Annotated in this window: 18 protein-coding genes; 7 read left to right on the top strand and 11 right to left on the bottom strand. The window is 59.1% G+C overall.

The features are described from left to right. The first annotated feature begins 17 nt into the window (after positions 1–17). A complete protein-coding gene (locus ACZ5D1_RS15570) occupies positions 18–1,367 on the top strand; it encodes a cyclic 2,3-diphosphoglycerate synthase (protein WP_011369299.1) in 1,350 nt (449 codons plus the stop codon). A gap of 199 nt (positions 1,368–1,566) precedes the next feature. Here ACZ5D1_RS15570 and ACZ5D1_RS15575 read toward each other — a convergent pair whose 3' ends face one another. Beyond that, the gene (locus ACZ5D1_RS15575; protein ID WP_011369300.1) at positions 1,567–2,928 is read right to left on the bottom strand and encodes a TolC family protein; all 1,362 of its coding nucleotides are present in this window, start codon (positions 2,926–2,928) and stop codon (positions 1,567–1,569) included. A gap of 160 nt (positions 2,929–3,088) precedes the next feature. On the opposite strand from ACZ5D1_RS15575, the gene ACZ5D1_RS15580 reads away from it, so the two are divergent. The 6 genes from ACZ5D1_RS15580 (at position 3,089) to pal (ending at position 8,605) form a co-directional block, all read left to right on the top strand. Further along, positions 3,089–4,174, top strand: coding sequence for an efflux RND transporter periplasmic adaptor subunit (locus tag ACZ5D1_RS15580; protein ID WP_011369301.1), 1,086 nt, complete (start codon positions 3,089–3,091; stop codon positions 4,172–4,174). Positions 4,175–4,288: 114 nt separating this feature from the next. Next, the gene (gene tolQ, locus ACZ5D1_RS15585) at positions 4,289–4,975 is read left to right on the top strand and encodes a protein TolQ (RefSeq protein WP_011369302.1); all 687 of its coding nucleotides are present in this window, start codon (positions 4,289–4,291) and stop codon (positions 4,973–4,975) included. An 11-nt stretch (positions 4,976–4,986) separates the two neighbouring features. Next, positions 4,987–5,427, top strand: coding sequence for a protein TolR (gene tolR / locus ACZ5D1_RS15590; protein ID WP_011369303.1), 441 nt, complete (start codon positions 4,987–4,989; stop codon positions 5,425–5,427). Between the two features lie 18 nt (positions 5,428–5,445). Continuing rightward, complete coding sequence (gene tolA / locus ACZ5D1_RS15595; protein ID WP_464555418.1) at positions 5,446–6,426, top strand: cell envelope integrity protein TolA; 981 nt, start codon at positions 5,446–5,448, stop codon at positions 6,424–6,426. Between the two features lie 83 nt (positions 6,427–6,509). Continuing rightward, positions 6,510–7,835 (top strand): PD40 domain-containing protein, encoded by a 1,326-nt coding sequence (locus tag ACZ5D1_RS15600; RefSeq protein ID WP_027182604.1) that lies wholly within the window; start codon positions 6,510–6,512, stop codon positions 7,833–7,835. A 236-nt stretch (positions 7,836–8,071) separates the two neighbouring features. Continuing rightward, the gene (gene pal / locus ACZ5D1_RS15605) at positions 8,072–8,605 is read left to right on the top strand and encodes a peptidoglycan-associated lipoprotein Pal (RefSeq protein ID WP_011369306.1); all 534 of its coding nucleotides are present in this window, start codon (positions 8,072–8,074) and stop codon (positions 8,603–8,605) included. Between the two features lie 348 nt (positions 8,606–8,953). Here the strand turns inward: pal and gltA are convergent, their stop codons facing one another. From gltA to kdsB, 10 genes are all read right to left on the bottom strand, one after another. After that, a complete protein-coding gene (gene gltA, locus ACZ5D1_RS15610; protein ID WP_011369307.1) occupies positions 8,954–10,384 on the bottom strand; it encodes an NADPH-dependent glutamate synthase in 1,431 nt (476 codons plus the stop codon). Continuing rightward, a complete protein-coding gene (locus tag ACZ5D1_RS15615; RefSeq protein ID WP_011369308.1) occupies positions 10,371–11,219 on the bottom strand; it encodes a sulfide/dihydroorotate dehydrogenase-like FAD/NAD-binding protein in 849 nt (282 codons plus the stop codon). The genes gltA and ACZ5D1_RS15615 overlap by 14 nt, the downstream gene beginning before the upstream one ends. Positions 11,220–11,558: 339 nt before the next feature. Continuing rightward, a complete protein-coding gene (locus ACZ5D1_RS15620; protein WP_464555421.1) occupies positions 11,559–12,878 on the bottom strand; it encodes a malic enzyme-like NAD(P)-binding protein in 1,320 nt (439 codons plus the stop codon). An 18-nt stretch (positions 12,879–12,896) separates the two neighbouring features. Next, positions 12,897–13,442, bottom strand: a complete 546-nt coding sequence (locus ACZ5D1_RS15625) for a FumA C-terminus/TtdB family hydratase beta subunit (RefSeq protein ID WP_464555422.1) — start codon at positions 13,440–13,442, stop codon at positions 12,897–12,899. Continuing rightward, positions 13,442–14,281: a fumarate hydratase gene (locus tag ACZ5D1_RS15630; RefSeq protein ID WP_011369311.1), complete on the bottom strand. Its 840-nt coding sequence runs from the start codon at positions 14,279–14,281 to the stop codon at positions 13,442–13,444. Before ACZ5D1_RS15630 ends, ACZ5D1_RS15625 begins: the two co-directional genes overlap by 1 nt. A 265-nt stretch (positions 14,282–14,546) precedes the next feature. Then, positions 14,547–15,980 carry a transferase gene (locus ACZ5D1_RS15635; RefSeq protein ID WP_027182608.1) on the bottom strand — a complete coding sequence of 478 codons (1,434 nt, stop codon included), beginning with the start codon at positions 15,978–15,980 and terminating at the stop codon, positions 14,547–14,549. Positions 15,981–16,038: 58 nt separating this feature from the next. Next, complete coding sequence (locus ACZ5D1_RS15640; protein ID WP_273193056.1) at positions 16,039–18,165, bottom strand: SulP family inorganic anion transporter; 2,127 nt, start codon at positions 18,163–18,165, stop codon at positions 16,039–16,041. A gap of 976 nt (positions 18,166–19,141) precedes the next feature. Then, the gene (locus tag ACZ5D1_RS15645) at positions 19,142–19,942 is read right to left on the bottom strand and encodes a tetratricopeptide repeat protein (protein ID WP_027182612.1); all 801 of its coding nucleotides are present in this window, start codon (positions 19,940–19,942) and stop codon (positions 19,142–19,144) included. 21 nt (positions 19,943–19,963) lie between these two features. After that, positions 19,964–21,091: a glutamine-hydrolyzing carbamoyl-phosphate synthase small subunit gene (carA, locus tag ACZ5D1_RS15650; RefSeq protein ID WP_011369315.1), complete on the bottom strand. Its 1,128-nt coding sequence runs from the start codon at positions 21,089–21,091 to the stop codon at positions 19,964–19,966. Further along, on the bottom strand, positions 21,088–21,837 hold the full coding sequence (gene kdsB, locus ACZ5D1_RS15655; protein WP_011369316.1) for a 3-deoxy-manno-octulosonate cytidylyltransferase: 750 nt from the start codon (positions 21,835–21,837) through the stop codon (positions 21,088–21,090). The genes carA and kdsB overlap by 4 nt, the downstream gene beginning before the upstream one ends. Positions 21,838–21,940: the final 103 nt, after the last annotated feature.

Genomic DNA, 21,940 nt, shown 5'->3' on the forward strand with positions numbered 1-21,940 from the left:
CCGGCAGCGAGGTCCGCATGGCCAGAACCATTGTTATCATGGGCGCCGCAGGGCGCGACTTCCACAATTTCAATGTGCAGTTCAGAAACAATGCGGACGTACGCGTGGCGGCTTTCACCGCCACGCAGATTCCGGACATCGACGGCAGAATATACCCTGCCGCGCTGGCAGGGCCGCTGTATCCGCAGGGCATCCCCGTGCTGCCCGAAGAAGACCTGCCCCGCCTGATACGCGAAGAACAGGTGGACGAGGTCATCTTCAGTTACAGTGACGTTTCGCACGAAACCGTGATGCACCGGGCATCGCTGGCACTGGCGCTGGGAGCCGACTTCCGGCTGCTGGCACCGGCTGCCACGCAGATAGCGGCGCACCGGCCTGTTGTGGCGGTATGCGCCGTGCGCACCGGCTCCGGCAAATCGCCTGTTACACTGGCTGTATGTGATATCCTGCGCAGCCGCGGCCTGAAGCCCGTCGTGGTGCGCCATCCCATGCCGTACGGCGATCTGGCCCGTCAGGCCGTGCAGCGTTTCGCCTCGCTGGAAGACATGGACAGCGCCGAATGCACCGTTGAAGAACGCGAAGAATACGAACATCTTGTGGAACACGGGCTCACAGTCTACGCCGGTGTGGACTATGAACGCATCATGCAGGCGGCAGCGGCCGAGGCCGATATTCTTGTCTGGGACGGCGGTAACAACGACACGGCATTTTTCCGCCCCGACGTGCAGATAACCGTGCTGGACCCGCTGCGTGCCGGTCACGAAACCCGCTATCATCCGGGTGAAGTCAATATGCGTCTGGCGGATATCGCGTTGATAAACAAGTCCAACACCGCCACGGCGGAACAGGTTCAGGCCGTCCGCAACGCCCTGCTTCATTGCCGCGATGAGGGGTGCCATGCGGCGGAAATCATCGAATGTGACTCCGTCGTCAGCGTTGATGCCCCCGGGGCCGTTGCAGGAAAACGGGTTCTGCTGGTGGAAGACGGTCCGACACTGACCCACGGTGAAATGGCGTTCGGAGCTGCCGCAGTGGCCGCACGGCAGTTCGGGGCAGCGCAAATCGCAGACGCGCGTCCCGTGGCAAGAGGCGCCATCGCCGATGCCTACGCAACTTACCCGCATCTTGGCCCCGCACTGCCCGCCATGGGATATTCCGGCTGGCAGCTGGCCGATCTGGAAGCCACCATCAATGCCGCGGAATGCGATCTGGTACTCATCGGCACCCCCATCAGGCTGGACAGACTCATACACATAGACAAACCGCACATGCGCGTACGGTACCGCTATGCAGACCGCGGGGACGGCAGTCTGGAGCAGGCATTGATGCAACGGCTCGACGCCATACCGCACAACCTGCGCACATGACACGCCCGCCCGCAGCCCCCGCACCTGCCGGTGCCACGCATCCTGTCGGGTGACAGGCGGAAAAATGATGCCTGCAGAGGGACTGCGCCCGCATGTGACCGCACAACAACGGCTGCTGCGGCACACCCCCGGCGGCATATAAAAAAACGCGCGGCGGAAAAAACCGCCGCGCGCTGTCGCATTGCCGGAGTACAGCGGCCTAGGGCGCTGTCATATGCAGCGAAGGATTTTTGTCACCAATGGACACATACAGGCTGGCAAGGGCCACGAGATATTCGGCCTGCGCGCTGGTCAGCGCGGCTTCGGCACTGGTCAGCGAGGCCTGCGCATCCAGCACGTCGGTGTTTGTACCCACCTGAGCCTGATAGCGTGCCACCGCCATGCGATAGGCTTCCGCGGCCTGATCAACGGTTTTCTGGGCCACCTTGATACGTTTGGCGGCTTCGGACAGTTTAAGATGACGGGACTTGACCTCAAAGGCCACTTCCTGCCGCAGATTCGCTTCGTCCGCCATCACCCTGTTCACCACCTGCGCGGCAGCACTCTGTGCATAATAATCCTTGCCGGAATCGAACAGATTCCACTTGGCGGAAACACCCACCGACCATTCACTGAACTCCGTGGACATGGCGCTGCTGCCGTCCACCACGGGGTTGTCACCCTTTCTCGAATAATCGGCCTCCGCGCCAATCTGCGGATAAAATCCGCTCTGGGCGATGGTTCTGTCTTTGCGGGCCACTTCAATGGCTTTCTGGGCAATGAAAATATCGGGACGGCGCCGGTATGCCCTTTCAAGGCACTCTTCCAGCGTCAGCGAAAACGGCACAAAATCCAGCCGGCCAAGATAGGAGGCACTTGCGTCCAGAGGCAGATTGAGCAGCGTGTTCAGACGGGCAATCTGTGTCTGCACACTGTTTTCCGCCTGCAACAGCTTGTCTTCGGCGTCGGAAACATCGCGCTCGGCCTGCAGCACGTCAATGCGGGGGTTCAGCCCCACATCATAAAATGCCTGCGTGACCTTGAGCTGACTTTGCAGGCGTTCCAGCTGGTCTGCGGCGCTGCGCTGGTTTTCACGCGCGGCGAGCAGCTGCAGAAAATTTTCCTGCACCAGCAAAATGAGCTGCAGTTCCGCGTTGTCCACCTGTGCGGCAGCCTGCTCTTTTTCAAGAGCCGCCTTCTGGTACGTGGACAGTACATTGAATCCCGTGAACAGCGGCTGGGTAAGATTGACCCCGAGCGTATAAAGGTTGTCCTCGTACTGCACGAAATCACGGCGGGGTTTGTCGTGGTCGCTTTTCAGATATCCGTAGCTGCCGGTCAGCGAAGGACCGAACCCGCCGCGGGCAGCCTTGCGCGACTCTTCGGCGGCAAGATCGCCTGCTTTGGCGGCACGGATGCTGGGGTTATCCTGCAGGGCCTTGAGCACCGCCTGCTCCAGATTATACCCGCCCGCGGTGCCGGCATCCGGCATGGTGGCGTTGGCGGCAGCTGCGGCCGAGCTCCACACCAGCACTGCGGCCAGCGTCAGCGGCAGCAGGAATTTTTGCTTCACAACATGCATACGGCCTCCCGGCATCCTGAGCATTATAAAAAACCGACCCCGTCACGCGGAGTTCTTTCCGACAAATTACAGGCAAAGTAGGTCCTCTGCCCCGTGTGTGCTTGGCTCGCGAAGCGCATTAGGCTATCAATGGCACAGCAAACGCCAACACGGAGTCGCCATGCACAAGCCTGCACCCATGATTCGTATCCCGTCTCTTATAGCGGTTTTACTCGTTTTCTTGCAAGTCTATAACGCCGCTGCCGCCGCAGACGGAGAAAAAAGACAGGCCCCCCCGCCGGCACAGGTGGTCACGGCCCATGCGCGCTCCGGCGAAGCAAGCCCCCATGCGGAATACATCGGCACTGTGGAATTTCCCGAAGTGTCCGCCGTGGCATCTGAAGTGGGCGGACGGGTTGCCTCTGTAAGCATAGAGGAAGGCAGAAAGGTGCGGCGCGATGAACAGCTGGCCGTCATCGACAGCCAGCTGCTGTCAAAAGACTATCAGTCGGCCGTGGCGCAGCACCGCACCGTGCTTGCCGATCTGGAAAACGCCGCGCTGGAACTGGAGAGACTGGAAACCCTGCGCGAATCGCGTTCCATCTCGGAACAGCAGTATGATGTGGGCAGGTTCAAGGAAGCAGGGCTGCGCCGTAAAGCTGAATCGCTGAAGGCGGAAGCTGAACGGCTGGCAATCCAGATAGGAAAATGCGTCATACGTGCTCCGTTTGACGGCATTGTACTGGAAAAGCTGAGCAGCCCCGGCGAATGGGTTTCGCCGGGAACCGTTGTGGCCAGACTGGCCAGAACCGATGCCATGGACGTACGGGTTTCCGTACCGGAAGCGGTGCTGCCGTTTGTCACCGAGGGACGCAAGGTGGTTGCGCGCACGGGCCAGCAGGAATACGAAGGACACGTCACGGCTGTCATTCCGCTGGGCGATGTGGCCACAAGAACCTTCCCCGTCAAGGTACGGCTCAAACGCACCGACGGGCTGGCGCAGGGCATGCAGGCCCGCGTGGGGCTGCCCACGGATGAGGCGCGTCCCGCCGTGCTGGTGCCCCGCGATGCCGTTATCCGCTCCGCCGGACGCATGGTTGTCTGGACAGTGCAGAACGGCACCGCCGTGCCTGTGGATGTGGTGGTCAACGCATGGCTGGGGCTGGATGCCGCCGTGGCCGGCAAAGGTCTTGTGCAGGGCTCTGAAGTGGTGATCAAAGGTAACGAACGGCTGCGTCCGGGCCAACCTGTCACGGCTGCCCGCTGAGTGTCTTTGCAGAACGCATTGTTTACGCTATGGTGCGCCTGACCCGGTACAGGCAGGCCCTCCGGGGCCGTGATATTTTTTTGCCCACGTATCAACCCCGTAAAGTGGAAACCAATGGAATCGAATATATTCGGCCTGCTTATGCAGGCCACACCGGTAGTTAAAGGTGTTCTGAGCATTCTGGTGCTCATGTCGGTGGCCAGCTGGTCGCTGATGCTGCAGAAATGGATAGTGCTGAGCTCTGCCAGACGCAAGGCGGCTCAGGGACTGAGCGCATTCACCCATGCACGCGACCTGCGCGAGGCTGTGCAGTCACTCAGCGGAGATCATACTTCGCCGCTGTATCAGGTGGCGCAGGAAGGCGTGGCCGAATACAACAGGCTGCGCGACATGCAAAGCAGCGAAGACGTGGTGGCCGACAACGTGCGCCGCGCCCTGCGTCAGGGGGTGAGCATGCAGACTTCCAGACTGTCTTCTTCGCTGGCCTTTCTGGCTACCTGCGCCAACGCCGCGCCCTTTATCGGCCTTTTCGGCACGGTATGGGGCATCATGCACTCGTTTCATTCCATCGGCCTGATGAAGACCGCCTCGCTGGCGGCGGTGGCTCCCGGCATATCCGAAGCGCTGGTGGCAACGGCCATCGGCCTTGGCGTGGCCATTCCCGCCACCGTGGGCTACAACCTGTTCCTCGGCATGCTTAACGGCATAGAGGTACAGCTGGTCAACTTCGCCGGTGTGTTTCTCAACCGCGTTCAGCGCGAACTGCATGCAGCCGCCCCCTCGCGCGGCGATGCCGCCTAGCGGAGACCCTCATGGGCGTATCTTTTTCCAACAACAAGGGCTTTGTCTCTGAAATAAACGTCACGCCTTTTGTGGACGTCATGCTGGTGCTGCTCATCATTTTCATGGTGACGGCCCCCATGCTTACGCAGGGGCTGGATGTGGACCTGCCCGCCACATCCACCGTGGACGTGCTGCCCACAGACAGCGAAAACATGGTGCTGACCATCAGAAAAGACGGCAGCATGTTTCTTGACGAATATCAGGTGACGCAAGACGACCTGCCCGGTCATCTGGACAGGCTGGTCAAAAGCCGCAACAAGCAGCTTTTTCTGCGGGCCGACAAAGACGTGGCCTATGGCGTGGTGGTTCAGGTGATGGGCATTGTAAAAGGCGCGGGCATTGAAAAGCTGGGTGTGGTGGCAGACCGCATGGAAGAACAGCCCGCCCCCGCCGCCAAAAAAAAGAAATAGCGGGCGCGTAACCTGACAATGCGCATACTATGCACACTCATTTCGCTGCTGCTGCACTGTGCCGTGGTAGTGGCGGCGCTGTACTGGCCGGCTTCGGCTCTTAAGGTGCGTCTGGATGTTCCCGTGTACAAGGTGAACCTTGTCTCGCTGTCCGCCACGGTAAAACACGGCCAGCCCAAACCCGGCACCCCCAAACCGGCACCTTCGTCCAGTGTTGCCAAAACACCTTCCAGCGGTGTGGCGCAGCCGGTTCCTCCGCAGCCCAAAGCCGTACCCAAAACACAAAAGCTGCCGGAACCGGTAAAAAAACCGCAACCCGCGCCCCCCAAACCGGCACCTGCACCGCAGGATGCCGCCGCCCTGCCCAAGGCACCTGAAAAACCCAAAAAGCCTGAAGAAAAGCCGAAGCCGGAGCCGGAAAAGAAACCGGAGAAAAAAACCGCACCCGAACCGGAAAAAAAGGTGCAGGAAAAGCCCAAACCGCAGCCGCCTAAAAAGGCGCCCGCGCAGCCTTCGGCCGACGATATTTTAAAACAGGCGCTGGCAGAAACCAGCGCCACGGTAAAAAAACAGGATACCCGGCAACGTGAAGTCCTGCTTGATGAACTGGCTTCGCTGCGAGCGGAGGTTTCTTCGCGCAGCGACGGACAAGGCACCGGCAACGAGGCCGGCGGCACTGCCGACGACGGACAGGGCGGCCGTCAGGACGGCCAGGGACTGGGACTGGCCGATATCTACAGTGCGCTTGTCAAAGAACGGGTGCAGCAGAACTGGCGTTTTCCGCAGCTTGCCGAACGCGTCAACCTGATAACCGTACTGCGCATCAGGCTGGCACCGGACGGATCGCTGCTTGATGTCTCTGTCGAAACACCTTCGGGCCGCCCCGATTATGACAGTTCCGCCGTGAACGCCGTGCACGCCACCGACGACCTGCCGCCCCCGCCTGTGCCGGAACTGCAGGACCTGCGCATCACATTCAACCTGCAGGACATGATGTAGCGCCGCGGGGCGCGGCACCCACGACAACACCGGCCACGAAAACACCAGAATGCTGCCGGATAAAACCGGAAGAGACGCGAATAATGAAAAAACAGAATGTTACCTTTTTCTGCGCGGTACTGCTGGCGTTGGTGCTGCATACCGCCAGAGCACAGGCGGCCCCTGTGGAGATAGACATCTTCGGCCCCGGTCAGAATCTGACCTATGTGGCCATGTCCGAACCTGTCACCGATGCCGGCGCCCCGCTGCCCGCCATGGCGCCCGAACTGCACAGGCTCATACGCCACAACCTCGGTTTTCTGCCGTTTCTTGACTTTGTGGACGGCAAAACCGTTATCGGCGGCAACACCCCGCAGGCGTACAAGGCTCCGGGTATCGATTTCAGGCGTTATCTGCTGGCCGGCACAGACCTGCTGATTGTCACCGGCTGGCCGCAGACACAGCAGGGGCAGAGCAGCAGAGTGGAGCTGCGAGTCTATGAAACAGGTCAGGGCAGCATGCTGCTGGGCAAGGCGTACTACGTCACGTCCGAATCACTGCTGCCCGTGGTGGCCGACAAATTCTGCAGCGACTTCATGAAAATGCTCACGGGACGGGGCGACTTTTTCCTGTCCACGCTGGCTTTTGTCAGCCAGAGCAGAAACGGCCAGAAAGATATCTGGGCAGTACGCCCCACAGGGCGCGACCTGCGGCAGCTCACCGCGGTGCAGGGCATTGCCCTGTCACCTTCATGGTCGCCCGACGGGCGTTATGTCATTTTCAGCCACATCGGCGAACGCAGTCATGCACTGGGTGTGTGGGACCGCATCAACAACCGCACCCAGCTTATCCGGTTTCCGGGCAACACGGTCATCGGGCCGACTTTTCTGCCGGACAACAGAGTGGCTGTCAGCCTTGCCGTCAACGGCAACCCCGACATTTTTCTGCTGAACCACATCTTTAAAAAGCAGAAAGTGCTTGAGCAGAGCTGGGGCATTGACGTATCGCCATCACTGGATGCCACCGGCAAAAAAATGGCATTTGTCTCCAGCCGGCTGGGTAATCCCAACATTTTTCTGAAAGATCTGGACTCCGGCAGTGTCAGACGCATATCCCGCGAAGGCAAATACAACACATCGCCGGATATCAGCCCCGACGGAACGCTGATAGTGTATTCGCGCCGCACCGGCGACGGGCACCGCATATTTGTGCACGATCTGGTGACCGGACGCGAAAAACAGATAACCTTCGGGCCGGGCAATGATGAAATGCCCAGCTTTGCACCGGACAGCTACTTTATAGCCTTTGCCTCGAACCGCAGCGGCAAATATAAAGTGTATCTGACAACACGCCACGGAGGCACCCCCAAAATGGTCGATACAGGCTCTCACGATGCCTCGTTTCCTGCATGGGGCAAACTTTCTGACTGATTACAATGCGTAACGGGGGTGTGACAATGTTGTCACGCCCCCGCAGTTTATGTACGTTGCGTATTATAACAGTCTGTCAGTTCAGGGGATCACCCATCCCCCCTTGACAAATCATTGAGGCAGCGTAGAATTGCGTCCTAGTTTTATCGGGTTAGAAGGGAAAATGGTGTCCGCTATCCGCCCGGTATGCAATTCTCGCAAAAACGAATTTTTACTTCTGTTCAGGAGGCTACAGCATGCGCAATGTTAACCGTCTGGGTTTGGCTCTGATCCTTGCCCTGGCACTTACCACCGGCTTTGGCTGCGCCAAGAAGCAGGTCGCGGCAACCCCCGAAAAGGCTGCCACCGAAACCGTGGTCGTTTCCGAAGATTCCTCTTCTTCCTCCTCTGCCATGAGTGAAGAAGCCCTTGCCGCCTACGAAAAGGCCAAAGCCGTTGTCACCGGCAACGTGGTCTACTTCGAGTTTGACAAGTTCGACCTGAAGGCCGAAGGCAAAGAACTGCTGAAGGGCAAGGCTGAAGCTCTGAAGGCCTACCCCCAGCTGCGCGTTCTCATCGAAGGCAACTGCGACGAACGCGGCACTCAGGAATACAACCTTGCACTGGGCGAACGCCGCGCACGCGCCGCGTTTGAATACCTCGTGCTGCTGGGTGTACGTCCCGACCAGCTTGAAATCGTCAGCTACGGCGAAGAACGCCCCGCAGTTTCCGGCAACAACGAAGCTGCCTGGGCCAAAAACCGCCGCGCAGAATTCAAGCTTATCAAATAGTAAGCTCTTCATTGCCAATAGAGAAGCCGCCTGAAAGGGCGGCTTTTTTTATTGCCGCACCCCCGTCAGGCTACGCCCGACCCGCTGCGGGCGGCATTGACCGGCCCCCTGCAAAAGCCCGCCTGTGCCAGTCGCATGGCATTTGCGGCAGGACACGGCCATGCCGGTGCAGCCCTGTCCGGCAGCCTGCAACCGGCCCCGGAATGGACAGACCGCACGCAGACAGGGAAGCTTACGAGGACAGCGGCACCACCTGCGGCAGCCGGATCAACGGACGGCAGAGACAGCAAAAGCGCCCGCGGCGTTGCCGCGGGCGCTGAAAGTATGCTGCAGATACAGACAGATGCGCTAGTCTTCCACCGCGCACCCCAGTGAACGGGCAATGTGCTTGGCCGCCCTGCGACCGGCCCCCATGGCCAGAATAACCGTGGCGGCACCGGTCACTATATCACCACCGGCATATACGCCGGGCATGCTTGTTTCGCCGGTTTCCTCGTCCACCGACACATAACCCCTGCCCGTCAGCTTCAATTCAGGTTCATTTTCCAGCAGTACGGGGTTGGACCGTGTGCCGACGGCAATGACGGCAAGGTCTGTGGGCAGTTCCACGGTGGCACCCTGCACGGCCACCGGCCGGCGGCGACCGGACTCATCGGGTTCCCCCAGCTCCATTTTCTGCAGCACAACGGCTGCCAGACTGCCGTTTTCACCGGCACGGAATTCCAGAGGACCGCACAGTTCGGCCACCTGCACGCCTTCTTCAATGGCGTGTTCCACTTCTTCGTGGCGTGCAGGCATTTCTGCCTGCGTACGGCGATAGACGATATGCACAGATTCGGCGCCCAGCCTCATGGCTGTACGGGCCGCATCCATGGCCACGTTGCCCCCGCCGAAAACAGTCACGCGGCGGCCGCGGATAATGGGGGTGTCATATTCCGGAAAAGAATACGCCCGGCCCAGATTCACACGGGTAAGATACTCATTGGCGGAAAACACGCCGTTGAGATTTTCTCCCGGTACTCCGAGAAAACGCGGCAGCCCCGCCCCGACTCCGATAAAGACCGCCTTGTACCCCTGTGCGAAAAGATCACTTATGGAAAATGTTTTGCCGCCCACTCTGTTGCGGACAAATTCCACCTGCAGTTCACGCAGGGCGTTCACTTCCTTGGCGACAATCTTTTCCTTGGGCAGACGGAATTCGGGAATACCGTACACAAGCACGCCGCCCAGTTCGTGCAGGGCCTCGAAAACAGTAACCTTGCACCCGTGCGCGGCCAGATACCCCGCCGCAGTGAGGCTGGCAGGCCCGCTGCCGATACAGGCGACCTTTTTTTCCGGGTCAATGTAAGGGCATTCCGGTTTACCGGTTATCAGACCGCAGGCGTCACGATGCATGTATTCGTCGGCCACAAAACGTTCCAGACGCCCGATGGCCACCGGCTGCCCTTTTGCCTGCAGTATGCACGCCCCCTCGCACTGCGATTCCTGAGGGCACACCCGCCCGCACACGGCAGGCAGGCTGTTGGTGGTTTTGATAATCCGGTAGGCATGTTCCACATCGCCCTGCGCCAGCGCGGCGATGAACTGCGGTATGGGCACTTCCACAGGGCAGCCCTTGACGCAGCGGGGCTTTTTGCACTGCAGACAGCGCCCGGCCTCCTGCCGCGCCATTTCCGGCGTATACCCCAGCGCCACTTCGTCAAAATTACGCACGCGTTCCGCGGGCGGCTGGTTGGGCATGGGCACACGGGGCAGTACGGGCTTTTTACTTGCTTTCATTACACTTGCACCTGCAGTGATGGTCGTAGGATTCACGCTCCAGCGGGCGGAATGCGCCCAGCCGCTGCCGCAGTTCCGCAAAATCCACCTTGTGTCCGTCAAACTCCGGTCCGTCCACACAGGCAAAACGGGTCTCGTTGTCCACCGTCACGCGGCAGGCGCCGCACATGCCTATGCCGTCCACCATTATGGAGTTCAGGCTCACCGTGGTTTTCACGCCGAAAGGTTCTGTGGTGCGGGCAACAGCCTCCATCATGGGCACAGGGCCCACGGCCACCACTTCGCTTACACTGTCGTCTGCTTCCAGCCGCTGCCGCAGCAGTTCGGTAACCAGCCCTTTATGTCCGTAGCTGCCGTCATCGGTGGAGACAAGCACTTCAGGAGCAAATTCCTTGAGCTCTTTTTCAAACAGCAGCAGATCTTTGCTGCGGGCGCCGATGATGGCGACCACGTGGTTGCCGGCTTTATGGTGCCCCTTGGCAATGTGATGCATGGCGGCAATGCCGGTGCCGCCGCCCACACAGATGACTGTGCCGCCCTGCTCTATATGCGTCGCACGTCCCAGAGGACCGCACAGGTCAAGAATGGCATCGCCCTCGTTCAGGTCTTCCAGCATGGCCGTGCTTTTGCCCATGACCAGATACACGATGGTTATGGTGCCTTTTTCAGGGTCGGCATCCGCGATGGTCAGCGGAATACGTTCACCATGTTCGCACACGCGCAGAATGACAAAGTTGCCCGGCTGCGCCTTGGCGGCAATATGCGGAGCATCGATGACCAGCTTGCTGGTCTGGCCGGGGATCAGCCGCTCCTTGGAAATAATTGTATTTTCCATATGCTATCCGTTTGCTTGCTGCTCCGGTCATGCCGGACAGACATGAAGCTTATCATCCGTTCCTGCAGAAAAAGCGTGCTGCGCTGACTGTGCAGCCGCACAACCATAGACAAAACACCATCACAGGCATGCAAGTCAACCTTGTGCCGCGGGGTGCAAGCCAGATGCGGAATACGGCCCCGCCGGCGGACAACGGCTGCGGCTGCATCCGCAGACCGCCAGTGTATGCCGGATACGCTGCAACGAGTATTATTACGCTGCCGCAGAAGATGCGCAAGCAACGGTATTTTTCTGCCTGCATCCTGCAAGACCGCCGCAGGATGCAGGCAGCGGCAGAAATCAGACGCCGGAATAACTGCCCACCACGGCTGCCGCACGGCGCGCCGCAGCATCCACGCGGACCCGCAGCGAAGCGGCATACGCTTTCATATCAGCCACAGGTACCGTGGCCACGCCGGAATCCATGGCCGCCTGCGCCACGGCGGGAGTTTCCCACTCCAGCACACGCGGGTCCAGCGGCTTCGGTATGACATAGTCCACGCCGAACTCCAGAGAATCCACACCGTACAATGCGCAGATTTCTGCAGGAACAGGCTCGCGCGCCAGCGCCGCCAGCGATCTGGCAGCGGCGATTTTCATGGCCTCGTTGATTTCCGTGGCGCCCACGTCCAGTGCTCCGCGGAAAATATACGGAAAACCGGAAACATTGTTCACCTGATTGGGAAAATCGGAACGCCCTGTACCCATGATGCAGCCGGGGCAGGCTTCTTTGGCATCGGGATATGCAATTTCCGGATCGGGATTTGCCATGGCGAACAGCACCGGATCCTTTGCCATGGCCCGCACCATGTCTTTGGAAACAAGGTCTTTTGTGGACAGACCAAGGAACATGTCCGCCCCTTTCATCACATCTTCAAGACTTCCGGCATCTTTTTTCTGAGCAAACCGTTTCTTGTAGCTGTTCAGATCGCTGCGTCCGGCATGGATAAGCCCCCGCGAGTCGAACATGTAGATATTTGCAGGATCGACGCCGAGTGCAACATAGAATGTGGCACAGGCAATGCCTGCAGCTCCGGCTCCCACAACCACAACCTTCATGTCTTCGGCCCTGCGGTTGGTTATATCCAGCGCGTTGAGCAGCCCCGCTCCGGAAATCACGGCGGTGCCGTGCTGGTCATCATGAAACACGGGAATATTCATCTCGCGCTTGAGCGTCTCTTCGATGTAAAAGCATTCCGGAGCCTTGATGTCTTCCAGATTGATCCCGCCGAAGGTGGGCTCCAGCGTTTTCACCACCTCGATAAGCTGATCGGCGCTGCGCACGTCCAGATTGATGTCAAACACGTCGATGTCGGCAAAGGTTTTGAACAGCACGCCTTTGCCTTCCATTACCGGCTTTCCTGCCAGCGGGCCGATGTTACCCAGCCCCAGAACCGCGGAACCGTCTGAAACCACGCCCACAAGGTTGGAACGGCCGGTATACAGCGCGGCCTTTGCCGGATCTTCGCGGATGGCTTTGCAGGCTTCGGCCACGCCGGGCGAATACGCCATTGAAAGATCTTTCTGGTTTCTGCAGGGCTTTGCGGGAACGACTTCCAGCTTACCGGGGCGCGGAGCCTCATGATATTTCAGTGCTTCTTCTTTTGTGAAAAGAGCCATTGTCAGCCTCCTGAGTGGTCACAGATCAAGTTTGGGGGTTACATACAGCTCGCCGCCGCAGGCATCGTTGATCACCAGCAGCGGAAAATCACGCACCGTCAGCCTGCGCACGGCTTCCGGGCCCAGCTCTTCATAGGCCACAACCTCGGCGGCCAGAACACACTGTGACAGCAGCGCACCGGCGCCGCCCGTGGCTCCCAGATACACAGCGCCATGCTCACACATGGCGTTGCGCACCGTGTCGCTGCGCTTGCCCTTGCCTATGGTGGCACGCACCCCCAGTGCAAGCATGCGGGGAGTGTAGCTGTCCATCCGGCCGCTTGTGGTGGGCCCAGCCGACCCGATGGGGCGTCCCGGCGGCGCGGGTGCCGGTCCCACATAGTACACGACCGCTCCTTCCGGCGGAAAAGGCGGGGTGCCGCCGCTGTCCAGCTGTTCCATGATGCGTTTGTGCGCCGCATCGCGGGCTGTATATATATCGCCCGAAAGCAGCACGACATCACCGGCGCGCAGTTGCAGCACATCCTCAGACCTGAGTGGTGTGGTAAGATGCCAGGTAGCCATCAGAGAATCACCTCTCTGTGCCGCGCCGAATGGCACTGCACATTCACCGCCACAGGCAGGCTGGCAATATGGCAGGGATGCAGGGCAATTTTCACAGCCAGACATGTCGTGCGTCCGCCAAGGCCCATGGGACCGATGCCCAGCGCGTTGAGCGCATCCAGCAGCTCGGTTTCCATGGCGGCCACTTCCGCATCGGGGTGCACGTCGTCCAGTCTGCGGAACAGCGCCCGCTTTGCCAGCGCGGGAGCAAGGTCGAACGTACCGCCTATACCCACTCCCACGATGGTAGGCGGGCAGGGGTTGGGACCGGCTTCGGCCATGCGGCGTACCACAAATTCCTTTATACCCTGCCAGCCCTGCGCGGGGGTCAGCATGGTGCAGCGCGACATGTTTTCGCTGCCGCCGCCTTTGGCCATATAGCGTATGGTCAGCCGGTCGCCTTCCACCAGTTCCGTATGCACGATGGCGGGACGGTTGTCGCCGGTGTTGCAGCGCGTAAGCGGATGGCACATGGACTTGCGCAGGCAGCCTTCTTCATACGCCTGCGCCATGGCGCTGTTCAGCACATGCTGCAGCGAACCGCCACCCAGACGCACGTCTTCGCCCATTTCCACAAAAAAGACCGCAGCGCCGGTGTCCTGACACAATGCCAGTCCGCCGGATGCGGCAAGGTCGGCGTTTTCCAGCAGCTGACGCAGCACCTCTCTGCCCGAAGCCGAAGTCTCACTCTCCATGCTGCTTTTCAATGCGGCGTACACATCATCGCCCAACACCCTGTTGGCGGCCAGAATCATCTGCCGTACCGCAGCGTGCACAGCGGACGCTTCTATTATCCTCATATGGTCACACCCTTTCCGACATATTGCAGACATACCGGCCCGCGCGGCGGCATACGGCACCGGACACGGCCCCGTCCGCGCGCGCAACCCCTGTCTTAAACGTCTTCTTTGCGTTCGTCACCCCCATACAGTGGCATAACATGCCCCGCATGTTCATTTTTTGCACCATATCCGCCGCAGAGATCGCACATAAAAAAGCCGCCCCTTACGGGGCGGCCGTCAATGTTTCAGGTTTCCGGCGGTGCGGCGCACAGGCCGCAGCCCGCTAGGAGCCGTTGTTGGGCTGAATGAGAATGGTCGGATACATGCCGCGCGGGTCACCGTCCTGATAGGGCTGGATGATGTTGAACGTGAAGTTCTTACCCTTCTGTGCGTGTCCTGTGCCTTCGCTGCCATCAAAAAATGCACCGTTTTCGCTGAGAATACGTTTGATGCGCTTTTTGAAGGAATCAAGGAACGGGCCGCCCTTGCCGCGGAAGGTCATACGACCCATGGTCACTTCACCGTCCACTTTGGCAAACTCTTCAAAGCTGATGGAATGGGCAGCCAGATCGGCCTTGTTGCGGATATATCCCCACACAAGGTGACCGGCCGGAATTTCCAGCGGCTCTTCCAGATCGATGATGGTGTGCGGCATGACCACGCATCCGTCACCGATTTTCAGCGGACTGCTTTCGCTGCCCTGCAGGAACGAGTTGAACCCGGTGAAGATCATGTCGCCCAGATGCGCGTTGATGATCTTTCCGCCGTGGGCAGTGACGCAGTTGCGTTCCAGACGGCTGTTGATGATGTAGCAGTTTTCCTGCGCGTTGCTGCCCTTGCCCATCCATGCGTTATCCAGATAGGCGCGCTGTGACACCAGCACATTTTCGCCGATGACGGTGTCGCCTTTTATGACGGCATATCCGCTGACGGACGCACCGGAAGCCGAACCGGCGCCGCTGGCCATATGACCCGAGGCAAAGACCTCCTCGAAATCCTCCTGCCGCACTTCCACAAACTCCATGAGGACGCCTGTGGGGCAGGAACCGGCTTCCTGCGATATGTACTTGTCAAGAATGGCTTTATCAAAGCTGTAGTGGAACTCCAGCTCATCACCGCTCTTTATCCATATCTGTCCGGGTTCCACGCATTTGCCCACCAGTTCGCCTGTCTGCACATACGAGAAGTAGCGCACCACGCTGTTGTGGATGGTGGAAAGGTCCACCGTGGCAAAGGAACCGATGAAGCTGCCTTCCGTAAGCGAACCGTGGATGTTTGCATAAGGCATGGCCACGGTGTTGCGGATGGTGAACTCTTCCGGCGATTCCGGATCGTGCGAGTTGGAATGCACCAGCGTCTTGTTCAGAAAGCTGTCCTTGATGGTGATGACCTCGTCGTCATGCAGAGGAATCATCTTGCCGTCGCAGACAAAATGCTGGCCCTTGCGCTTCAGTTCGTCACCGCGGATATCGCTCTTGTACAACGCAGAATGCAGCACGTTGACACGGCCCAGAAAGTAGCTGCCGGCAAGACTCGAATTCTTGAAGTGGAAATGCACGGGGTCATCGGCCGAAAGGCCGTAGAATGCATAGAACTTCGAGTAATGCAGGTGCGGCGTCTGCCGGCGCACGTAGTCGCCCACGTCAAACTTCTGATGGCGAAGGTTGACGTTCACCCGGTCAATGATGCGCTCCAGAAGCAATTCCAGCTGCGTCATGGCTTGTCTCCGTAACAGCGCGGTCCCATTGCCGCGGGACCGCAGTTGTCGGTTGTTCCTACGTCAATGCGCAGTAGGTTGTTAGCGGACAGTTGTCCTCGGCTCCGTTTTTATGAGCCTTTTCATGGATTTCGCACAAGGCAGCGTCCATGGTCGCGTATATGTGGTCTTCTCCGATGCGTTCCCACACGTGGGTACGCTTGAGCACCGCAGTGACAGCCTCGTTCATGCCCGAAAAAGACAGATCGATGCCGGCGCTGCGTACACGGTCGATAAGCAGTCCCAGTGCTTCTTCGCCCGATGCGTCAATATCGTTGATGCCGTTGCACACTATCAGAATGTGGCGCAGGCGGGGCATGGCCTCCATGCGTTCCATTATCTGGTCTTCCAGAAAGCTGGCGTTGGCGAAAAACAGCGGCCCGTCAAAACGGACAACGGCCATATACTCGCACTGACGCAGCCCTCTGGCCTCCGCATCGCGCATATCCAGATTTTCGTCGCGCGACAGGTTCGCCACGCGGGGACGCATGGATTTATACAGGAACACACCCAGCGACAGCACCACGCCCACAAAGATGCCTTTGTCCAGATGCGGCGCAAACGCCAGCGTGCACAGAAAAGATACAATGGAAATGGCACCGTCGTACCACTGGGCCTTCCATGCATGGCGGAAGCCCTGCGCGTTGATCAGCCCGATAACCGCCATCATGATGACCGCTGCCAGCACCGACTGCGGGAGATGATACAGCAGCGGGGTGAAAAACAGCAGCACAATGACCACAGCCATGGATGTGAACACGCTGGAAAGCCCGCTTACGGCACCGGAAGCCAGGTTGACCGCCGAACGCGAAAACGAACCGGATGCGGGATAGCTTTTGCCCACCGCGCCCAGAATGTTGGCAAGCCCCTGCCCCACAAGTTCCTGGTTGGGGTCAAGACGCTGACCTGTTTTGGCGGCCATGGCCTTGGCAATGGAAATGGCTTCCATAAAGCCCAGCAGCGAAATAATGGCAGCATAGGGAAGCAGCTGCAGCATGACGCTGATATCAAGGGTCGGAATGGAAAGCGTGGGCAGACCGCTGGGCACGGTGCCCACCACCGCACCGCCGCCCATCATGGGCAGTGCGTTCACGTCAAGAGGTCTGTTACCCACCTTCAGGCGCCACACGCGTCCGTCGGTCTGCATACCGTCGGGAGTCTGCCCCTGCTGATAAAAAAGCATGGAGCCGTCGGCCATGACCACACCGTCAAACAGCATGTCGCGCAGCGCGGCTCTGTCGTTATGAATGCCGCCTTTCAGGCGGTCCATGGCCAGCCCCACTTCCTTGATGCGGTATTCCAGCTCAAGGTGGGCATTGTCATCGGCCATGCCTTTTGCTTCTTCAAGCTTTCTGCCCAGCTCCGCGCGTTTTTCTCCCAGTGCGGGAATGGCGTTCACCTTCTGGTTAAAGGCGGCGATCAGCTCCGAGGCAGCGGGGGCCTTGAGCGCGGTAACGGGAGCCTTGGCATCGTGCTGAAACCCGATACCCCACGATATGGTGGTGGTCAGCGCCACGGCCACCAGCACGTTGGGCACCTTGGGCATGTACCGTTTGAGCAGATACATGATGGCAAAGGCCAGCACCCCCATGACAAGGGTCGGCCAGTGCGTGAAATTCATTGCGCTTTCAATGACGCGGATAATGGTTTCGTAGTGATGCTCGGCTTTGTCCACATACACGCCGAACAGCTTGGAAAGCTGCGAGGTGGCAATGATGATGGCCGCCGCGTTGGTAAACCCGTTGACCACGGGGTGCGACAGAAAGTTAACCACCAGCCCCAGCCGCAGTACACCCAGCGCCAGCTGAAAAAGTCCCACCATCAGAGCCAGCATGATGGCGTATGCTATGTACGCCTCGCTGCCCTGCGTGGCGAGAGGAGCAAGCGAGGCCGAGGTCATCAGTGAGACCACAGCCACCGGGCCGGTGGCAAGCTGACGGCTGGAACCGAACAGCGCCGCTACCAGCGGAGGAAGAAAAGAGGCGTACAGACCGTAATATGGAGGCAATCCCGCAAGCTGCGCATAGGCCATGGACTGCGGAATTAGGACCAGCGCCACCGTGAGACCGGAAATCAGATCCGCTCTCAGGCTTTCGCCGGTATACCCTTTGAACCATCCGAGGAAAGGGAAGACTCTCGTCAGCATTCGTTCACCCGTCGCTTTGTATCTTCCGCAGCCGGACGGAATAATCCTGCCCTGCCCGACGCGGAAACTGCCTGAACATGCCGGAAAAAACCGGCAGCGATGCACAAGGATTCCCGGCACCCGCGCGGGCCACTGCGCGCTGCCATGCGGAACCCTGCCGCACCGTCATAACTGCAAACACTCCGGCCAGATGCATACCGGCTGCCCACCGGCGCTTCCGGCTGCCCGCCGGAAAGCATATGTTCAATGCATATGACCAATTGTGACCCTTAAAAATTTTTCTCCCAAAACACAAGGTAAAAATTTCACAAGCTATAATATATGTCAAAACAAAGACATAGAAGTCATTTCGACAGACTTGAAAGTTTTGTCAACCTCTTTCTGGGATGTGATTTTTTACACAGGACGCCTGCCCCCGGGCCGCCGGCACACACGTGCCCCCCGCACAGGCCTGCATGCCGTACGGCTTTGAACACCCCTACCCCGCATCAGGCATGGACCACGGACCCCGCACCCGAAGCGCTTTGACAGCCAACCCGTACAGGGTATGCCGCAGGCGGCAGAACATTGCCCCGTCGCACAACGGTTCAAAGCGGCGCACACCTTTTCCGCAGCAGGCTGCAGCAAAATGCAGCAGTGCACCACCATGAGACATCTGCTCGTTCCCGAGTCAAACAAGCGGCCGCAGGTGCACAGGGCATTCTGCACACACCGTGCCTGAAAGAGGTGTTCACGAAAGACAGATTGCCCCGCCATGAAATATTTCTTTATGCATGCCGCATTAGCGCCGCATGCGTTATTCCAATCAAAGCCTAAAACCTGATTATGGGCAGTGTGTCAACACCCGCCATGTTGCATGATGTCCATATGCGTATTTCCTGTGATTTTTTTCGCGCATCAAAAAAAAACGGCCCCGCAACGGGGGCCGTTTCATTTATTATCATTTTCATGCAGACCGGAATATATCAAACCGGCGTCACTGGATTTTTTTCAGTGCGAAGTTGAGCATCTTTTCCGCTTCCACAAAGTCGGGTTTTAATTTCAGAGCCATACCCGCAGCCTTGGCTACTCTGTCCCACTTGCCCCAGTCCACATACAGCCGGCCGAGGTTAAAAAACAGATGCGGGTCATGCCCCGTGTACTTGGCAGCCTTGAAGTAATACTTTTCGGCCACGTCGAACTTGCCCAGCTTGCGCAGGGCAATGCCGATACGGTTGTACAGATGCACCGACTCGGGGCTTTCATCCAGCGCCTGCGCAAGGTATTCAAAAGCTTCTTCGTAGCGGCCCGCTTTCAGAAAGCGGTCGCCAATCTCGCCCTTCAGCTCGGCATCGTCTTCAAACCGGGCAACCAGTCCGCGGAAGTGTTTCTGCGCATCCTCAAACTGACGGTCGTCCAGCATCTGCTGCCCGCGCCGCATCTCAGCCTCTTTCGACGCTTCAAACTGCCTGAGCTGTTCCTGCGCTTCGGACACGGCGGCCTCTTCCAGCGCCTTGACCAGCGATGCCACCACATCCAGCACTTCACGTTCCGCACCGGGTTTGTAAGAAATGGTCAACGGAAAAACCCTGCGCAGTTCGGCGTCATTATTCAGATGATGCGCCGCATCATCCAGCAGACGCTCGAATTCCTCTTTCTCCGCCTTCATCAGCGGGTTTTTAAGAACAGCCAGCAAAGCAGTGTGATACGACTGCGCAGCGGGCATAACCTTGCCCTGCCGCAGCAGCGAACGCACCTGCGTAAGCTGTTTCCGCGCTCTGGTCAGTTCAGCAGACATTCTTTTCTCCGGTCGGCACGGCTACTTTCCCAGATGTTCGCGCAGCAGTTTGCGGAACCTGCCGAAGAAGTAGTGGCTGTCGTTGGGTCCCGGGCTGGCTTCGGGGTGGTGCTGCACCGAAATGACCGGTTTGACGGTATGCTCGAAACCCTCAAGCGTATTGTCATTCAGGTTCACATGGGTCACACGCACATCGGGAACTGCATCCAACTCTACACAGAACCCGTGGTTTTGCGAAGAGACTTCTATGCGCCCCGTTGTCAGGTCCTTCACCGGGCTGTTGCAGCCGTGGTGCCCGAATTTAAGCTTGCGCGTGGTACCGCCCAGCGCATGCCCGAGCAGCTGATGCCCCAGACAGATGCCGGCCACGGGCATCATGTCGGTCAGTTTTGCGATTTCGGCTATTTCAGCCTTCAGCGTTGCCGGGTCTCCGGGACCGTTGGAAAGGAACACGGCCTCGGCACCGCAACGCTGCACGTCCTGCGCGGTAAAAGAAGGCGGCACCACAAGCAGGTCCAGTCCTTCTGCGGCAAGCAGGCGCAGAATATTCCATTTGATGCCGAAGTCATAGACCACCACACGCGGCCCCTTGCCCGGCCATGCGTACACCCCGTCCTGCAGAGTCACTTTCTGAGGGCGCTCGCCGTCCCAGCGGTAAGGGCTTTCGGGTGCCACGCGCACAACCAGATTCTGGCCTTCCATGGACGGCAGGTCTTTTGCCCGCTGCACCAGCGCCGCGGGGTCGGTCTCCGCAGTGGAGATAATGCCCCGCATGGCTCCGTGCATGCGCAGATGACGGGTAAGGGCGCGGGTGTCTATGCCTTCGATGCCCATAATTCCGTTACGCTTGAGATAATCGGGAAGCGACGCCACGGAACGCCAGTTGGAGGGCACCTTGCAGCATTCCTTAACAATGAACGCCTCAACGTGCACCTTGCCGGATTCCACGTCTTCGCGGGTCACTCCGTAGTTGCCGATAAGCGGATAGGTCATGCAGACCATCTGCCCCGCATACGAAGGATCCGTCAGCACTTCCTGATAGCCGGTCATGCCGGTGTTGAAAATCACCTCACCACCCGTCTCTCCGGGGCCGGTAAAGGAACGGCCTTCCAGTACGAAGCCGTCTTCAAGGGCCAGCAGCGCTCTCATCCTTCGTTCTCCCGTATCATGTTGATAATTACGTCGATATCCCCGGGGCGGTCCACACCGTGCGTCCGGTATGCCGTTTCCACCACCCGTATGGGTATATTGTTTTCCAGAAGCCGCAGCTGCTCCAGTTTTTCCGTACGCTCAAGCACGGACTGTTCCAGCTGCGTAAAACGCCGCAGAGCCTGATACCGGAAAGCATACAGCCCCACGTGCCCCATGCAGGGCGCACCGGACTGCCCGTCGCGGCAGTACGGTATGGCTGCCCGCGAAAAATACAGAGCGTCCCCCCCCGCCGTGCACACCACCTTGACCACATCGGGACAGGCGGCCTGCTGCGGGCTGATGGCCCGCGCCAGAGTGGTTACCTGCACGGCGGCATCTTCAGCAAAAGGCCGCACCAGCTCGGAAAGCATGCGCGGCTCCAGTGCGGGCTCGTCACCCTGAATATTAACCACCACGGCGTCCTCGTCCAGCTGCAGCAGCGTTGCCGCTTCAAAAACGCGGTCGGTGCCGCTGGGGTGGTCGGAACGGGTCATCACATACGGCACGTCCAGCGCGTGCGCCGCTTCCGCAATCCGTCCGTCGTCCGTGGCCAGCACCACCTGCTGCAGCTGCGGACACAGGCTTGCCCTGTGCCACACATGCCAGAACATGGGACGGCCCTGAATATCTGCCAACGGTTTGCCGGGAAAACGGGAAGAATCGTATCGTGCCGGGATTATTCCGTAACATGCTGTTGCGGTCATGAGTCCTGCCGGAATATAGCTGCGTGGCGGCGGGTGCCGCCCGGTAACAGTGCGCCAAATCGATGGACTATACCTGCAAACGCCGCAGGAGGAAAGAGCTTTC

This window comes from Oleidesulfovibrio vietnamensis, from assembly GCF_055388115.1.

Bases quoted from the DNA above. Each gene is read 5' to 3' on its own strand.
- ACZ5D1_RS15570 (WP_011369299.1), top strand. From the start codon at position 18: ATGGCCAGAACCATTGTTATCATGGGCGCCGCAGGGCGCGACTTCCAC.
- ACZ5D1_RS15575 (WP_011369300.1), bottom strand. From the start codon at position 2,928: ATGCATGTTGTGAAGCAAAAATTCCTGCTGCCGCTGACGCTGGCCGCA.
- ACZ5D1_RS15580 (WP_011369301.1), top strand. From the start codon at position 3,089: ATGCACAAGCCTGCACCCATGATTCGTATCCCGTCTCTTATAGCGGTT.
- tolQ (WP_011369302.1), top strand. From the start codon at position 4,289: ATGGAATCGAATATATTCGGCCTGCTTATGCAGGCCACACCGGTAGTT.
- tolR (WP_011369303.1), top strand. From the start codon at position 4,987: ATGGGCGTATCTTTTTCCAACAACAAGGGCTTTGTCTCTGAAATAAAC.
- tolA (WP_464555418.1), top strand. From the start codon at position 5,446: ATGCGCATACTATGCACACTCATTTCGCTGCTGCTGCACTGTGCCGTG.
- ACZ5D1_RS15600 (WP_027182604.1), top strand. From the start codon at position 6,510: ATGAAAAAACAGAATGTTACCTTTTTCTGCGCGGTACTGCTGGCGTTG.
- pal (WP_011369306.1), top strand. From the start codon at position 8,072: ATGCGCAATGTTAACCGTCTGGGTTTGGCTCTGATCCTTGCCCTGGCA.
- gltA (WP_011369307.1), bottom strand. From the start codon at position 10,384: ATGAAAGCAAGTAAAAAGCCCGTACTGCCCCGTGTGCCCATGCCCAAC.
- ACZ5D1_RS15615 (WP_011369308.1), bottom strand. From the start codon at position 11,219: ATGGAAAATACAATTATTTCCAAGGAGCGGCTGATCCCCGGCCAGACC.
- ACZ5D1_RS15620 (WP_464555421.1), bottom strand. From the start codon at position 12,878: ATGGCTCTTTTCACAAAAGAAGAAGCACTGAAATATCATGAGGCTCCG.
- ACZ5D1_RS15625 (WP_464555422.1), bottom strand. From the start codon at position 13,442: ATGGCTACCTGGCATCTTACCACACCACTCAGGTCTGAGGATGTGCTG.
- ACZ5D1_RS15630 (WP_011369311.1), bottom strand. From the start codon at position 14,281: ATGAGGATAATAGAAGCGTCCGCTGTGCACGCTGCGGTACGGCAGATG.
- ACZ5D1_RS15635 (WP_027182608.1), bottom strand. From the start codon at position 15,980: ATGACGCAGCTGGAATTGCTTCTGGAGCGCATCATTGACCGGGTGAAC.
- ACZ5D1_RS15640 (WP_273193056.1), bottom strand. From the start codon at position 18,165: ATGCTGACGAGAGTCTTCCCTTTCCTCGGATGGTTCAAAGGGTATACC.
- ACZ5D1_RS15645 (WP_027182612.1), bottom strand. From the start codon at position 19,942: ATGTCTGCTGAACTGACCAGAGCGCGGAAACAGCTTACGCAGGTGCGT.
- carA (WP_011369315.1), bottom strand. From the start codon at position 21,091: ATGAGAGCGCTGCTGGCCCTTGAAGACGGCTTCGTACTGGAAGGCCGT.
- kdsB (WP_011369316.1), bottom strand. From the start codon at position 21,837: ATGACCGCAACAGCATGTTACGGAATAATCCCGGCACGATACGATTCT.